The following is a 14,194-nucleotide window of genomic DNA, read 5'->3' as shown; positions in this document are numbered from 1 at the left end:
ATTGGTGCGATGTCGTACTTTTAACTTTCCACTTTTTGCTTTTAACTCAATTTAGCGAGTGCTTCCTTGATCCTCGGGAGCATTTCGGTTATGTCCTGAAGAGAACAACCGCCGACTGATGCCCTGAACCAGTTTACGGAGCTTTCAGTACCGAAAGCGGAGAACGGAACGAATGCTGCACGGGCTTCTTTAATCAGATAAAAGTTTATGTCTTCACTTGTATTGAGTGTCTGGCCATCTGGCGTAGTTTTGCCGGTGTAATCAATTTTTACCGTTAGATATATGGCACCCATTGGTTCTATAGCGTCAACAGCGAAGCCTTCTGATCTTAACTGGCGGAAGCCGGTGAACAGAGCCTGGAGGCTTTCCTGGATCTTTTCTTTAAAGCTGACAAGATAGCTGTCTACTGAGGATTTATCTTTCAGGAATGAAGCCATAGCTACCTGCTCGGGCTTGGGTGCCCAGGCTCCCATGTGCATGATCACTGTTTTCATTTTTTCGATGATCGCTGCTGGGCCGAATCCCCAGCCGACCCGTACGCCTGTGGCTGCGAAACATTTGGATGCGCCGTCAATAAAGATGACATAATCTTTGATCTCCGGACGCAGCGACAGTGGATTATAATGCTGATGCTCGCCGAAAGTGAGCATTGAGTAGATCTGGTCATAGAGAATATACAGAGGCTTTTCTCCAGCCGTTCTGCTTTTGTTTTCTTCCAGGACAAGATCACAGATTTCTTCCAGATCCTTTTTAGAGAACATCGTTCCTGTAGGATTGAGAGGAGAACAAAGAGCCAGAAGAGTAGCTCCTTTTACATGCGGCCTGATATCATCTGCTGAAGGCATGAAGTTGTTCTTTGCCGTAGCTGAGATGGCTACGCCATTAGCTGCGGTGAGGTCGCAATAGTGATTGTTATTCCAGGATGGTGCCGGATAAAGGACCTTATCACCAGGGTCGACCAGCGCAAGGTATGTAGCGTAAATTAAAGGTCGTGAGCCGCTGGATATCTGGATCTCTGATACAGAGATATCAAGTGAATATCTTTCTTTTAAGAACTGGCTGACATTTTCGCGTAAAGCGGGGATGCCGTCTGCCGGAGGATAATTTGTGTGGTATTCGTCGTATGCCTTCTTTATTCCATCTTTCAGTGTATCTGGTATTGGAAATATTGTGGAATCAAAGTCGCCTATAGTCAGATTGGCTATCTTATGACCCTGCTTCTTTAATTCATTGATCTCACCTGCAATCTTAATGATTTCAGAGCCTTTTAAATTTTTTGCTAACTGCGAAACGCTCATACTGGAAAATTTGCTTCAAACTTAGATAAAATCTGTTAAATAGATCTTAACAGTATCCCTGTATTTATTTTACTTATTCTGCTACTAATGATCCTATAGCATCATCGACCTTCCTGAAGTTAAATGCAGAAAGGACAGAATTGAATGAGGAAACGATCTGGGGGTTGCACAGATTGCCGATGCTTCCTTCATGGGTGTGATTTACTGCGTCCGGTGCCCTGAATTCTCCGCGTTCGATTTGCATTCCTATGCTTTTATACGCTTCGCGGAAGGGTATACCTTTGAGCACTTCTTCATTCACTACTTCTACGCTAAAGAGGTAGGCATATTTCGGATCTTTAAGAATGTCCTGCCTGATCCTTATATGGCGGAGCATGTATGTGGTCATCTCCAGACATTCGTTTAGGGAACCGAAGGCTGGAAACAGGTTTTCCTTCAATAGTTGAAGATCCCTGTGATAACCGGAAGGAAGATTGGTGGTCATCAATGCGATCTCATTGGGTAATGCCTGTATTTTATTGCACCGTGAACGGATGAGTTCGAAGACGTCGGGGTTTTTTTTATGCGGCATAATGCTGGAACCAGTGGTGAGCTCATCGGGAAAGCTGATGAACCCGAAATTCTGGTTAATGAACAAACAGGCATCCATAGCCAGCTTAGCAAGAGTTGCTGCAACTGATGACATTGCCTGGGCAAGGATCCTTTCTGTTTTGCCCCGGCCCATCTGGGCATATACTACGTTGTAGTTGAGAGAATCGAAGCCGAGTAATTCTGTTGTCATCGTGCGGTTAAGCGGGAAAGAGGATCCGTATCCAGCGGCTGAGCCGAGCGGGTTTTTATTGCAGATTTTCCAGGCAGCAAGCATGAGCTCCATATCATCTGCCAGGCTTTCAGCATATGCCCCGAACCACAGCCCGAAAGATGAAGGCATCGCGATCTGAAGGTGTGTGTAGCCGGGCAGGAGTTTGTCTTTATGCTCTTCGCTCAGACTGATCAGCTGATGGAAGAGCGTGTTTATGTTTTCTACCAGCTGCTTTATCTGGCTGCGAAAAAAAAGCTTGAGGTCAACCAGAACCTGGTCATTCCTTGAACGCCCGCTATGGATTTTCTTGCCGGCATCGCCTGCACGCTGCGTGAGCAGCAACTCTACCTGTGAATGGACATCCTCCACTCCTTCATCTATGGTAAAGTTTCCTGCTTCAATATCTTTATAGATCGCTTTAAGTTCTTTTTGTACAAGTGCAAGATCTTCATCGCCCAGCAAATTAATGCTGGCGAGCATTCTTGTATGAGCAAGTGAGCCAAGCACGTCGGATGCAGCAAGGTATAAATCCATTTCGCGATCATTTCCCACTGTGAAATGCTCGACCGATTTTGATACTTCCTTGTCTTTTTGCCAGAGCTTCATTTTGATTTACTATTTTTTGATTTATGAATTATTGGGTGAATATTAAGCTTCCCTATACCTGTGCCGCCGGAATCATGAAATTACCTCCTCCAGAAGACTGATATAGAAGTCGATTCCCTGATTTATTTCCTCTATATAGATAAATTCATCGGCCATATGGGAGCGGGCAGAATCACCAGGTCCGACTTTTAAAGAAGGAATGCTTAGCAGAGCCTGATCACTGGTAGTCGGGGAGCCATAGGTTTGCCTGCCCATTGCGAGGCCCGCGAGAACGATAGGGTGATCTTTATTTATTGATGATGGTTTCAGGCGTGTGGATCTGGCGTTTACCTCGCATGACACGTGTTGCCGGATAATGTCAAGCACCTCTTCATTCTGGTAAGCGTCGGTTACCCTGACATCAACCGTAAATTCGCAGGTAGCAGGGACGACGTTGTGCTGTGATCCGGCATTAATGACAGTAACAGACATTTTCAGAGGGCCGAACAGTTCGGATTCCCTGGGAAAGCGATATGTTCTGAACCATTCTATATCTTTCAATGCTTTATAAATAGCGTTGTCGCCCTCCTCCCTGGCGGCATGTCCTGCTTTCCCTTTTGAGATACAGTCGAGAACCATCAGTCCGCGCTCAGCTATAGCGAGATCGAGCAGGGTAGGTTCGCCGACTATAGCGAAATCCAGTGTTCCAAGTTGAGGAATGATGAGCTCCAGCCCGTTCTTTCCGGAAATTTCTTCTTCCGCGGTTGCGGCGAGGCAGAGATTATATTTCAGGTCATCCCGTTCGTAGAAATAAAGAAATGCTGCTATCAGGGACACCAGGCACCCGCCCGCGTCATTGCTGCCAAGACCGTAAAGTTTTCCATCTTGGATGCCGGGAAAAAAAGGGTCCCTTGTATAACCGGCATTAGGCTTAACGGTATCATGATGCGAGTTAAGAAGGATAGTCGGCCTGGCTGGATCGAAATTCTTATTATAGCTCCAGATGTTGTTCTGTTGCCTTGAGATCTTTAAGCCTTTGGCATTCAGAAATTCCTCCAGGATCGCTGCGGTGTTTTCCTCTTCCCGGCTGAAAGACGGAGTTGCGATGAGCTTTTTAAGCAAAGCAATGCTCTCTTCCTTGAGCTTCTCTTTCATATGGATTATTTGTCTTCGTTATAAAGGCCGCCGGCTTTTATAGAAGAAAGCTTAATTCCCTTGATGAGAGACGAACTGAATCCATTATGCTCCATTTCGTTTAAACCTGCGATGGTACAGCCTTTAGGAGAGGTCACTTTATCTATTTCGTGTTCGGGATGGCTGTTGTGCTGGAGAAGCAGGTCGGCTGCTCCTTTTGCTGTCTGTACGGCCATCTTAAGGGCGTCTTCCGCGTGAAAGCCAATTTCGACGCCGCCTTGCGAGGCAGCGCGGATTGCCCGGAGAAAGAAAGCTATGCCGCAGGCGCAAAGGGCGGTCGCGGAGGTCATCAGCTCTTCATTGATCTGTACTACCGAACCTACGGTTTCAAACATCTCGGCTACGGTTTCCATATTGAGGTAACTTGCATTGTCGGAGGCAATACATGTCATAGACTGCCCTATAGAGATAGCTGTATTGGGCATAGCTCTTACTACGGGAACATCTTCACCTAATTTAACTTTTATATCCCGGCAGCTGACTCCTGATATAACTGAAATAATCAGATGCTTTTCAGGATTAACGGACGGGGCTATTTCTGCCAGCAGACCATTGAGTTGCTGTGGCAGAACGGCCAGTATTACTATAGAGGATCCTTTTACAGCCTCTGCATTATCACTTGTCACCCTGAATCCCTCTTTTGCTTTAGCAGAAAGCTGAAACAGGGAACGGCGTGTGAGTACGATGTTGTCAGCAGTGCAATAATTTGATTTTACTAACCCGTTTGCCAGTGAGAGGCCGATATTCCCGCTTCCAAGAATGGCTATAGTACCTGTTGTATTCTCCATTTTATGCAAATAATCTTGTTCCGAATAAATGTTCTTTCAGAAAAGGGAGTTCATCTGATTTGCCAATGTATACATCGCTGACCCCGTTCTGAATAGCCTGAAAAGCGTTATGGAGCTTGGGCAGCATGCCGCCTGCAATAACGTTATCAGACTTAAGCTGTTCAAATTCAGAGGAGCCTATTTCCCTGATGATTGATTCATTATCATTTACATCCCGCAGTACTCCTTTTTTCTCGAAGCAATATACAAGACTTACTTTAAAAGAAGAAGACATGGCTACAGCAATTGCTGATGCGATGGTGTCGGCATTGGTATTTAAGAGTTGCCCTTCGCCGTCGTGGGTAATGGCTGAAAAGACCGGTACCAGTCCTGACTGAAGCAGCTGCTCAAGCTTATCTGACGCTACGGAGGCTTTGTTCAGATCTCCTACATAACCGTAATCAACTTCTTTTACCGGCCTTTTGGAGGCTTTGATCAGATTGGCATCGGCACCGGTTAAACCAATTGCATTGTTTCCATAGCGCTGAAGCTGGGCAACTATATTTTTATTAATCAAGCCTGCATACACCATGGTGACCACTCTCAGCGTTTCAATATCTGTAATGCGGCGGCCATCAACAAGCCGGGGCTCTATACCTAGTGTATGCGACAGGTCGGTTGCGAGCTTGCCACCCCCATGGATGAGAATTTTGTATCCGTCGAGAGAAGCGAAGTCGTTCAGAAAGAAATGAAGGTTCTCCGAGTTGTCGATTACGTTCCCTCCTATTTTTATTACATACAGGTTGTCCATTAGAAATAGTATTTAACGAAGATAAGAACCCTGATTATTATTGTCCGGAATGATGGATTATGAAATGGGATTAAATATTTTCGAGAATCCTTTTCAGTACGGTCTGGGCTGCCCACACTCTGTTGCCGGCTTCCTCTACAACGAGAGATTCGGTGCTGTCGAGAATGTCAGATCCCAGTTCAAGGTCGCGTCTTACAGGGAGACAGTGGAGAACTTTAGCCTGGTTGGTGATCTTCAGTCTTTCGAGATTAAGCATCCAACCTTTTCCGTTATGAAGGATTTTTCCATAATCGTGATAGGACGACCAGCTTTTAGGATAAATAAAATCAGCACCTTTCAAAGCTTCGTCCTGGTTATGAATGATCGTGGCCCCTTCTGTAAACTGTTCTGCCAGCTCATATCCTTCCGGATGGGTAATGATAAATTCAATGAGCCCTTCTTTTTGCGCCTGGCACATCCATTCAGCGAATGCGTTGGGCACAGACTGGGGAAGTGGTTTTACGTGTGGTGCCCATGTGAGCACTACTCTTGGTTTTTGAACTTTCTTGTGTTCTTCAATTGTTATAAGGTCTGCAAAGCTCTGAAGCGGATGCAGGGTAGCACTCTCCAGGCTTACTACCGGCACCCCACTGAATTGAATGAACTTATTGAATATTTCTTCGTTATAATCCTCCTCCCTGTTTTTCAGGCCAGGAAAGGAGCGTATGGCAAGAATGTCACAATACTGACCGAATACTCTCGCTGCTTCGCGGATGTGTTCGACAGTTGTTCCGTTCATTACTACGCCATCGCGTGTTTCGAGTGCCCAGCCTTCCTTATCGATATTCATTACCATGACGTTCATTCCCAGATTCATAGCGGCTTTTTGCGTTGAAAGCCTTGTCCGCAGGCTGGGATTGAGGAAAATCACTCCAAGGGTTTTGTTCTCTCCAAGGGTCTTATCAGCGTATGGGTTATTCTTTAATGCCCGGGCTTCTTTTACGAGCTCAGTGACATTCTCAACATCTTTGACGGAAGTAAATTGTTTCATTTTTTATTGGCTGGCGGCTTTCGGCTATCAGCTATCAGCTTCCTGCATCGTGCCTTTTATTGATTATATTGTTTGTTATTAAGCGAGCATTCTGCTTCTAATGTCGCAGCCTGCCCGGTATTGTTTACAATACTTTTTTTAACGCTTCTAAAAATCTGTCCGCATGCTCTTTAGTCAGATTTAAAGCAGGAAGCAGCCTTAGAACGTTGGGTTTTGATTCTCCTGTAAAGATGTGATGTTTAAACAGCAGGTCTTTTTTTACATGGGAGAGTTCTTCGGGCAGATCGATACCGATCATCAGCCCTCTGCCACGGATATCCCTTATTTTTTCAAAGCCCCTGAGTTCGGACATCAGATAAGCGCCTACTCTGGCTGCGTTTTCAATCAGCTTATCCTGCTGGATGATTTCGAGGACTGCTAATGCGGCCGCGCATGCCAGATGATTGCCTCCGAATGTGGTGCCCAGCATTCCGTGCCATGGCTTAAACTTTGGGGCAATTGAGATCCCTGCAACAGGGAAGCCGTTGCCCATACCTTTAGCCATGGTATACACGTCTGCTTCAACACCCGAAAAGTCATGAGAATAGAATTTTCCGCTTCTGCCGTATCCGCACTGAACAGAGTCTGCTATATAGACAGCATTATACTGATCGCATAAAGAGCGGATCTTTTGAAGGAAGCTTTCGCTTGCTACCCTGATGCCGCCGACTCCCTGTATGCCTTCGATTATTACCGCACAGATCTCATCCCCAGATTCAGCGAAGGCTTTTTCCAGAGCAGCTTCATCGTTGTGGGGAAGAAAGATGATGTTTTCTGTTTTATTTACAGGAGCAACGATCCGGGGGTTATCGGTACAGGAGACTGCTAACGAAGTCCGCCCGTGGAATGCGCCTTTAAAAGCAATTATTTTCTTACGTTCGTTATAAAATGAAGCCAGCTTTAAGGCATTTTCGTTTGCCTCGGCGCCCGAGTTGCAGAGGAAAAGCTGATAATCATCCTTGCCTGATACTTGTCCAAGAAGTGCGGCCAGCTGGCTTTGCAGGGGAATTTCAATGGAATTAGAGTAGAATCCGATTTTATTTAACTGATCTGTCAGACGTTGGACATAATGTGGATGAGTATGTCCGATCGAGATTACTGCATGTCCGCCATACAGATCAAGATATTCCTGTCCTTTGGAATCCCACACGAGACTTCCTTCGCCCCTGGCGATTTCTATTGGATTTAAGGGGTAAACGTCGAATAGCTTCATTTCTTTTAGTTGAAAGTGAAAAGTTTAAAGCCTTACTTTCTTGATGAAAGAAATTAACATTGCTTTAACCTCTGATATCTCATTATTTAGAAGTTCATATTGATTAAGTGTAATGTAGCCCAGGTCTCTGGAAAGAAGCAGGAAATATTCTACCTCATGCGCTGATCCAAGAGCGTTTTGTAAGAAAGATGCAAAATCCTTCTGCGTGAATCTGCCGCACCCTTCAGCTATATTAGCGGGTATAGAGCACGCTGCCCGTTTTATTTGAGTGGTGAGATTATAAATTTCCTCTTTAGGATAAGACGCGGTGTTTTGGTAAAGATCAATTACGAATTGATGTGCCTTTTTCCAAACGTGTAGTTCTTTATAATCCTGCATCAGGTACTTTTAACTTTCTACTTTTAACTTTACACTTAGAATGCCGGTGCTTTTAGTTTCAGTCCTTCCATCTCATCTATTCCGAAGAGTAAATTCATGTTTTGTACTGCCTGACCGGAAGCTCCTTTGAGCAGATTATCAATGATGCTCAGGATCAGGAGCTTGTTGCCATGTTTCTCTACATGAAGCAGGCATTTGTTGGTGTTGACTACCTGCTTGAGGTCGATGTTTTTAGGAGAAACATGTGTAAACGGATGGGCGGAGTAAAAATCAGTATATAGTTTTTCTGCTTCTTCCTGGCTGAGAGCGCATTCGGTATAAACCGAGGCCATGATGCCGCGGGTGAAATCTCCTCGGTAAGGGATGAAATTGAGTTCGTCAGCGTGTAACGGAGAGCCTAGTTGGTTGAGCGACTGAGTGATCTCTTTCAGATGCTGATGAGTAAATGCCTTATATACAGAGGTGTTGTTGTTTCTCCAGCTAAAGTGAGAGGTGGCAGATAAGCTTTGTCCGGCTCCTGTTGACCCGGTAGTAGCAGAGATATGGACTTCGTTGCTGAGCAGTCCCGACTGTGCCAGTGGTAAGAGGGCCAGCTGGATGCAGGTAGCAAAGCAACCCGGATTAGCTATATTCTGAGCTTCGCGGATTTTGTTCCTGTTTAATTCAGGCAGTCCATAAATGAATTCTTTATCTCCCTGCATACTGCTGGTTGCCAGCCTGAAGTCCTGACTCAGATCAATGATCTTAATTCTGTCATCTACCGGGTTGGCGTCGAGGAATTTTTTCGCGTCGCCGTGTCCGACACAGAGAAAGAGTACATCTATATCCTGGGAGAGTGTACCGGTGAACCTCAGACTTGTATCGCCGAAGAGGTCGGCATGAACGTCGTAAATGAAATTTCCGGCGTTGCTGTTGCTGTGAACGAACACTATTTCTGTAGCCGGGTGGTTTACCAGGATTCTTAACAGTTCTCCGCCTGTGTATCCGGCTCCTCCGATAATCCCGGCTTTTATTTTACCTGCTGCTGTGTTTTGCATTGTATCAGTCTTATTTCAGCGGACTAGCCTTCAGCCGAACCGTTTACTTTATGATATATCATTACCTGATTGCCGAAGATTTTCGAGAAACCTTTTACGTCTTCGCCTGTCCATGCGTTGTTCATTTCACCGTAGCTGCCGAATTTGCCGGACATCAGGTCGTGGGCAGACTCAATTCCAATCACCTGGAAACGGTAGGGCATTAATTGTATGAATACCTTTCCGGTAACGGTTTTCTGAGTATCAGAAAGGAATGCTTCCATATTGCGCATGATAGGATCATGGAACTGGCCCTCGTGCAGCCAGTTGCCGTAGAACGTGGAAAGTTGATCTTTCCAGGTAAGCTGCCATTTTGTGAGGGTGTGTTTTTCGAGCGCGTGATGCGCTTTGATGATCACCATTGGAGCAGCAGCTTCAAAGCCTACACGGCCTTTGATCCCGATGATAGTATCACCGACGTGAATATCTCTTCCGATCCCATAGGGTTGGGCAATTGCCTGAAGTGCCTGGATGATTTCTGAAGGATGATCATATTTCTGTCCGTTCAGAGCTTTTAGTTCGCCTTTTTCAAATTCAAGCTCAATCGCTTCAGATCCCTCTTTTGATACCTGTGTCGGCCAGGCTTCTTCTGGGAGCATCCCGTTTGAAGTAAGGGTTTCTTTCCCTCCAACTGATGTTCCCCAAATACCTTTATTAATAGAATACTTAGCCTTTTCGGCGTTGAATTCAACCCCGTGCTGTTTCAGGTATTCTATTTCTGCTTCCCGGCTAAGCTTCATATCCCTGATGGGAGTGATGATGCCCACATCCGGAATGAGGATGTTAAAGATCATGTCGAAGCGTACCTGGTCATTCCCTGCGCCTGTGGAGCCATGGGCTACGAAATCGGCGGAAATCTCTTTCGCATATTCAGCAATTGCCGTAGCCTGGGTAACGCGCTCGGCACTAACCGAAAGGGGATACGTGTTGTTCTTCAGGACGTTGCCATAAATGAGATATTTGATACAGCTATCATAGTAGCCTTTAACAGCATCGACTGCATGATGAGAGGCAACCCCTAAATCATAGGCGCGTTTCTCAATGTTCTCAAGTTCTTCCTTACTAAATCCCCCGGTGTCAACAATCACAGAATGAACTTCAAGTCCAAGATCTTTTGATAAATAGATAGCACAATAGGACGTATCTAGTCCTCCGCTGAATGCCAGAACAACTTTTTTCTTCATTTTTAAAAGTGTAACAGTTTGGGGATTAGTAATATAAAAGAGAGTAAAACTTTTGCTGAACCACGGATTTTTTCCTCAATGCGTTCAAACAGAGAAGTTTTACGCTGAGATTTGGTCATTTCCAGTTCAAGCAACCTTTGTTTTTCCTCGATTTCTTTCTGTTTTTCAACAGGATCATACAGCATGGCAGTACAAAGGCAATTTTTCCGGCCTTTTGCTGTAAGGATATCATAGTTTACGCAACTCTGGCAGCCCTTCCAGAAATTTTCATCCTGCGTGAGCTCAGAATAGGTAACGGGTTCGTATCCTAATTCGGAGTTAATTTTCATCACAGCGAGCCCTGTGGTCAGCCCGAATATTTTCGCATCCGGATATTTTTTCCTTGAAAGTTCGAAAATGCACTTTTTAATTGCTTTAGCCAGTCCGCATTTACGGAAGACAGGGTTGACTATTAATCCGGAATTTGCAACAAACTGGCCATGGCTCCAGGTTTCAATGTAACAAAAGCCAGCCCACGTGCCATCCTTATGGAGAGCTATAACGGCCTTTCCTTCCTGCATCTTATTTGCCACATATTCATGGCTTCTGCGTGCAATTCCGGTTCCTCTTGCCTTCGCTGACTCTGCCATCTCTTCACATATCTGTTCTGCATACCCTGCATGCGCTTCAGATGCTACTACTACAGAAAATTCGTTTGTGTCCATTATTGTAATGATCCGTTATACGGATAAGACTACATCGGGTCTTTAAGTTTAAGAAAATAAATTATTTATTACCGGATTACCGGTTTACTGGGGGAGAGAGATGCCAACAGAATCAGACTCTTGGCATGAAGGGTCGTCGGTGTCTTAAAATTAATTTTTCACTGTTATGTTGCTCACGTACCATAACGCAGGAATGGCCTGTTCTGGCCGGGGCTGCATTAATATGGACAAAGAGGGTTACATTCATTTTTAATTTTGACTTACAGTGCTTTAATCTTTTAAAACAGTGCAAAATTATCGAATTATAATTTAGTATTACAAGATGAATTTTATTTTTTATTCATCTGACTGTCAAGAAAATAGATGGATGAGAAGATGGTGGCGGCTTAAAAGGCGTTTCAGGCGGGGCGCAGATCGGATTTTTGACTTAAACAAATCACTGTTTCAGAGGGCCCCGCCGGAAGGTTTTTTACTTAGAAAGGAAGGTCGTCTTCAGCATTGCCGGAATTAAAGTCAGCGATATGCTCTTCAGCTTTTGCAGAGCCCTGGTTGGCGGCGCCAGGCTGATTAACAGTATCATTATCGCTCCTGCGGCCAAGCATGTTGAAGTTTTCAGCAACTATTTCGGTAACATATCTTTTGTTACCCTCCCGGTCATCGTAAGACCGGGTCCTTAATTTCCCCTCTATATATACGAGTTTACCTTTTTGAAGGAATTTTGCAGCTACATCTGCCAGCCCACGCCACATTACGACATTGTGCCATTCAGTCTGTTCGACTTTACGGCCATCTTTTGTATAGTTTTCGGTGGTTGCCAGAGTGAAGTTTACAACGGTGGCCCCACCTTCGAGGTGGCGGACTTCAGGGTCTTTGCCAAGATGTCCTACTAATATAACTTTGTTAACGCCCGACATTAGTTAAGAAATGATTAAATCAGATTGAAGGTAGGAAACATTTTCAGAAACGCAAAAATTAATTTGGGCTGCGCGAGATCGTGAAGAGTATCATTTTTTGCATAGAACCAGGGCTTTTTCATTAAGAAGTTTTCCTCAAATCCTTTGATTATGATGTACTGTGCAAAAAGTCGCTGATGACTCAGTATGTGCTTTACGGGGCCATGTACGAGGCTTATTTTAACATTTTCTCCAAAAAGTTCTCTAAACCCGGGTGTGGTAATCAGTTCTTCTGCCTGGACAAAGTGCGACGTTTCGAATAATGGAAACTCATGAAGGTTTTCCCAGATATCTTTTCCTGTCCGCTTGTTCATGAGAACCTTTTCTCCATCGCTTACTACTATATAATTGAAGTACCGGTCTCTTGTAGCTTTTTTCTTTTGTTTGACGGGGAAATTCTGAACTGAACTGGTGTTACATGCAAAGCATCCCGTTCGAAGAGGGCAATTGCCGCAATCGGGATTGGCTGGCCGGCACTGGAGGGAGCCAAATTCCATCATGGCCTGGTTACTCAATCCTGGCCTCCCGGTGTCGATCACTTCATTAGCCAGCTGGGTGAACACTTTTTTTCCTTTAGGGCTGTTGATCACTTCGTCGATTCCGAAATATCTGGACAGAAGGCGGAAGACATTTCCGTCGACCACAGCTCTCGCTTCATTCGCGCTGAAAGAAGAAACTGCTGCTGCTGTATACTCCCCTATTCCCTTCAACTTTATCAATTTCTCATACTGACTGGGAAAATAGCCCCCATGTTCTTCCATTACCATGAGCGCTGTTTTGTACATGTTTCTGCCTCTTGAATAGTAACCAAGCCCTTGCCAGAGGTTTAAGATCTGATCTTCTCCGGCAGCCGCGAAATGTGAAATAGTGGGGTACTTTTCAGCGAACCGATGATAATAAGGCATTCCTTGTTCCACTCTTGTTTGCTGCAGAATAATTTCAGAAAGCCAGATGAGATAGGGGTCATTTGTATTTCTCCAGGGGAGGTCACGTTTGTTGTTATTATACCACCCGATCACTTCATCAATAAAACTCATAGATATTCCCCGATTTCTGCAAAATTAAATTCTCTGAGAATGAAATCAAATTTGTGAGGATTCTTTCAGCGCCGGAGCTTATATATTCCTGATATGATGTAAAAAGGGCATTGCTAATGCTCACGAGATTGTGTGTTTTTCGTAAAAAATAGCTTCAAAAAGCGCGTTTTTGAAATGTATGTGGCTGTTACTGCGAGTGTTAAAATAAATTTTTTTTGATTTATTTTCTGTTCTCAATTTAAACCAATACTTTTGCAACCCCAAAACAATTAAGAGTTTACGAAAAAGTTTAACCCAATAAGATATGACTAAGGCAGAAATTATCGCAGAGATTTCCAGTAAAACTGGCATTGAAAAGTTAGATGTGCAGGAAGCGGTAGAGGCATTTTTTAAAGTGATAAAGAATTCAATGGTTAATGGTGAAAACGTATATGTGCGCGGTTTTGGGAGCTTTGTTGTGAAGAAAAGAGCAACAAAGACAGCACGTAACATTTCAAAAAATACGGCAATCATTATTCCTGAACATTTTGTTCCAAGCTTCAAACCAGCAAAGGTGTTTGTTGAAAAGGTGAAGAACGGTAACGTTACTAAACTTGCTGCTGCAGCAGAAGAGGCGAAAACAGCTACTGAAGCATAGTAAAACAATCTCATGATCAAAAGGAAGCAAATGGCGATAACAGGATTAGTAGCAGTACTAACTATGCTTTTGTTTTCTGTTGATGTTAAGGGATTGGTTAAAGGAAGAGTACAATATTCGGGAGAAGCTGCAACCTGTGCTTCGGGCTTGGCTGCAGTTTCTCCCGAATTTGTTTCCGGAAGGACGGGAGATTTTATAGATCCAGAGCTTACTCAACACATTTCAGGTTATTGGAGCTATACAAAAGAAAGCAACAACCCCGTGCAGGGAACTCAGTATGTCTTAGCTATTCTTGCAGACGAACCAAATATTGATAAAGCTGCAAACAGGTCCGGTATAATAGAGAATCAGCAGATTCGTGATGCCGGGTCTTACCTGACGAAATGCTACGAAAATCCGGGAGAGGAAAAGGATATAATGTCTGCTTACAGGAGCACGTAAATTATCACTGATTCCGGAATTTCTCAATATATCGATAAGCAATCG

At 44.4% G+C, this 14,194-nt stretch carries 15 protein-coding genes; 2 read left to right on the top strand and 13 right to left on the bottom strand.

Features of this window, described 5'->3' with window-relative positions; translation table 11 throughout:
* Nucleotides 1–41: 41 nt before the first annotated feature.
* The 13 genes from DDR33_RS09325 to mutY all read right to left on the bottom strand — a co-directional run bounded on the left by DDR33_RS09325 (nucleotide 42) and on the right by mutY (nucleotide 13,071).
* Complete coding sequence (locus tag DDR33_RS09325; RefSeq protein ID WP_109415502.1) at nucleotides 42–1,298, bottom strand: pyridoxal phosphate-dependent aminotransferase; 1,257 nt, start codon at nucleotides 1,296–1,298, stop codon at nucleotides 42–44.
* A gap of 73 nt (nucleotides 1,299–1,371) precedes the next feature.
* Nucleotides 1,372–2,706: an argininosuccinate lyase gene (gene argH, locus DDR33_RS09320; protein WP_109415501.1), complete on the bottom strand. Its 1,335-nt coding sequence runs from the start codon at nucleotides 2,704–2,706 to the stop codon at nucleotides 1,372–1,374.
* 72 nt (nucleotides 2,707–2,778) lie between these two features.
* Complete coding sequence (locus DDR33_RS09315; RefSeq protein ID WP_109415500.1) at nucleotides 2,779–3,840, bottom strand: M20 family metallo-hydrolase; 1,062 nt, start codon at nucleotides 3,838–3,840, stop codon at nucleotides 2,779–2,781.
* Between the two features lie 5 nt (nucleotides 3,841–3,845).
* On the bottom strand, nucleotides 3,846–4,667 hold the full coding sequence (gene proC / locus DDR33_RS09310; protein ID WP_109415499.1) for a pyrroline-5-carboxylate reductase: 822 nt from the start codon (nucleotides 4,665–4,667) through the stop codon (nucleotides 3,846–3,848).
* Between the two features lies 1 nt (nucleotide 4,668).
* Nucleotides 4,669–5,457, bottom strand: a complete 789-nt coding sequence (argB, locus tag DDR33_RS09305; RefSeq protein ID WP_109415498.1) for an acetylglutamate kinase — start codon at nucleotides 5,455–5,457, stop codon at nucleotides 4,669–4,671.
* A gap of 70 nt (nucleotides 5,458–5,527) precedes the next feature.
* Complete coding sequence (locus tag DDR33_RS09300) at nucleotides 5,528–6,487, bottom strand: Rossmann-fold NAD(P)-binding domain-containing protein (protein WP_109415497.1); 960 nt, start codon at nucleotides 6,485–6,487, stop codon at nucleotides 5,528–5,530.
* Nucleotides 6,488–6,611: 124 nt separating this feature from the next.
* Nucleotides 6,612–7,739: an aspartate aminotransferase family protein gene (locus tag DDR33_RS09295; protein ID WP_109415496.1), complete on the bottom strand. Its 1,128-nt coding sequence runs from the start codon at nucleotides 7,737–7,739 to the stop codon at nucleotides 6,612–6,614.
* A 24-nt stretch (nucleotides 7,740–7,763) separates the two neighbouring features.
* The gene (locus DDR33_RS09290; protein WP_109415495.1) at nucleotides 7,764–8,117 is read right to left on the bottom strand and encodes a four helix bundle protein; all 354 of its coding nucleotides are present in this window, start codon (nucleotides 8,115–8,117) and stop codon (nucleotides 7,764–7,766) included.
* Nucleotides 8,118–8,152: 35 nt separating this feature from the next.
* Complete coding sequence (argC, locus tag DDR33_RS09285; RefSeq protein ID WP_109415494.1) at nucleotides 8,153–9,154, bottom strand: N-acetyl-gamma-glutamyl-phosphate reductase; 1,002 nt, start codon at nucleotides 9,152–9,154, stop codon at nucleotides 8,153–8,155.
* Nucleotides 9,155–9,177: 23 nt separating this feature from the next.
* A complete protein-coding gene (gene argG / locus DDR33_RS09280) occupies nucleotides 9,178–10,377 on the bottom strand; it encodes an argininosuccinate synthase (protein WP_109415493.1) in 1,200 nt (399 codons plus the stop codon).
* A gap of 2 nt (nucleotides 10,378–10,379) precedes the next feature.
* Nucleotides 10,380–11,081, bottom strand: coding sequence for an N-acetyltransferase (locus tag DDR33_RS09275; protein WP_109415492.1), 702 nt, complete (start codon nucleotides 11,079–11,081; stop codon nucleotides 10,380–10,382).
* 473 nt (nucleotides 11,082–11,554) lie between these two features.
* On the bottom strand, nucleotides 11,555–11,995 hold the full coding sequence (locus DDR33_RS09270; RefSeq protein WP_109415491.1) for a single-stranded DNA-binding protein: 441 nt from the start codon (nucleotides 11,993–11,995) through the stop codon (nucleotides 11,555–11,557).
* A gap of 14 nt (nucleotides 11,996–12,009) precedes the next feature.
* Nucleotides 12,010–13,071: an A/G-specific adenine glycosylase gene (gene mutY, locus DDR33_RS09265; protein WP_109415490.1), complete on the bottom strand. Its 1,062-nt coding sequence runs from the start codon at nucleotides 13,069–13,071 to the stop codon at nucleotides 12,010–12,012.
* Between the two features lie 304 nt (nucleotides 13,072–13,375).
* On the opposite strand from mutY, the gene DDR33_RS09260 reads away from it, so the two are divergent.
* Together DDR33_RS09260 and DDR33_RS09255 are read left to right on the top strand one after the other, a co-directional pair.
* Complete coding sequence (locus tag DDR33_RS09260; RefSeq protein ID WP_109415489.1) at nucleotides 13,376–13,708, top strand: HU family DNA-binding protein; 333 nt, start codon at nucleotides 13,376–13,378, stop codon at nucleotides 13,706–13,708.
* Nucleotides 13,709–13,720: 12 nt separating this feature from the next.
* A complete protein-coding gene (locus DDR33_RS09255; protein WP_146198735.1) occupies nucleotides 13,721–14,149 on the top strand; it encodes a hypothetical protein in 429 nt (142 codons plus the stop codon).
* Nucleotides 14,150–14,194 lie beyond the last annotated feature (45 nt).

It is taken from the genome of Pararcticibacter amylolyticus (assembly GCF_003130405.1).
In the GTDB taxonomy this organism is placed as follows: domain Bacteria; phylum Bacteroidota; class Bacteroidia; order Sphingobacteriales; family Sphingobacteriaceae; genus Arcticibacter; species Arcticibacter amylolyticus.
This window is presented reverse-complemented; position numbering and strand designations above follow the sequence as displayed.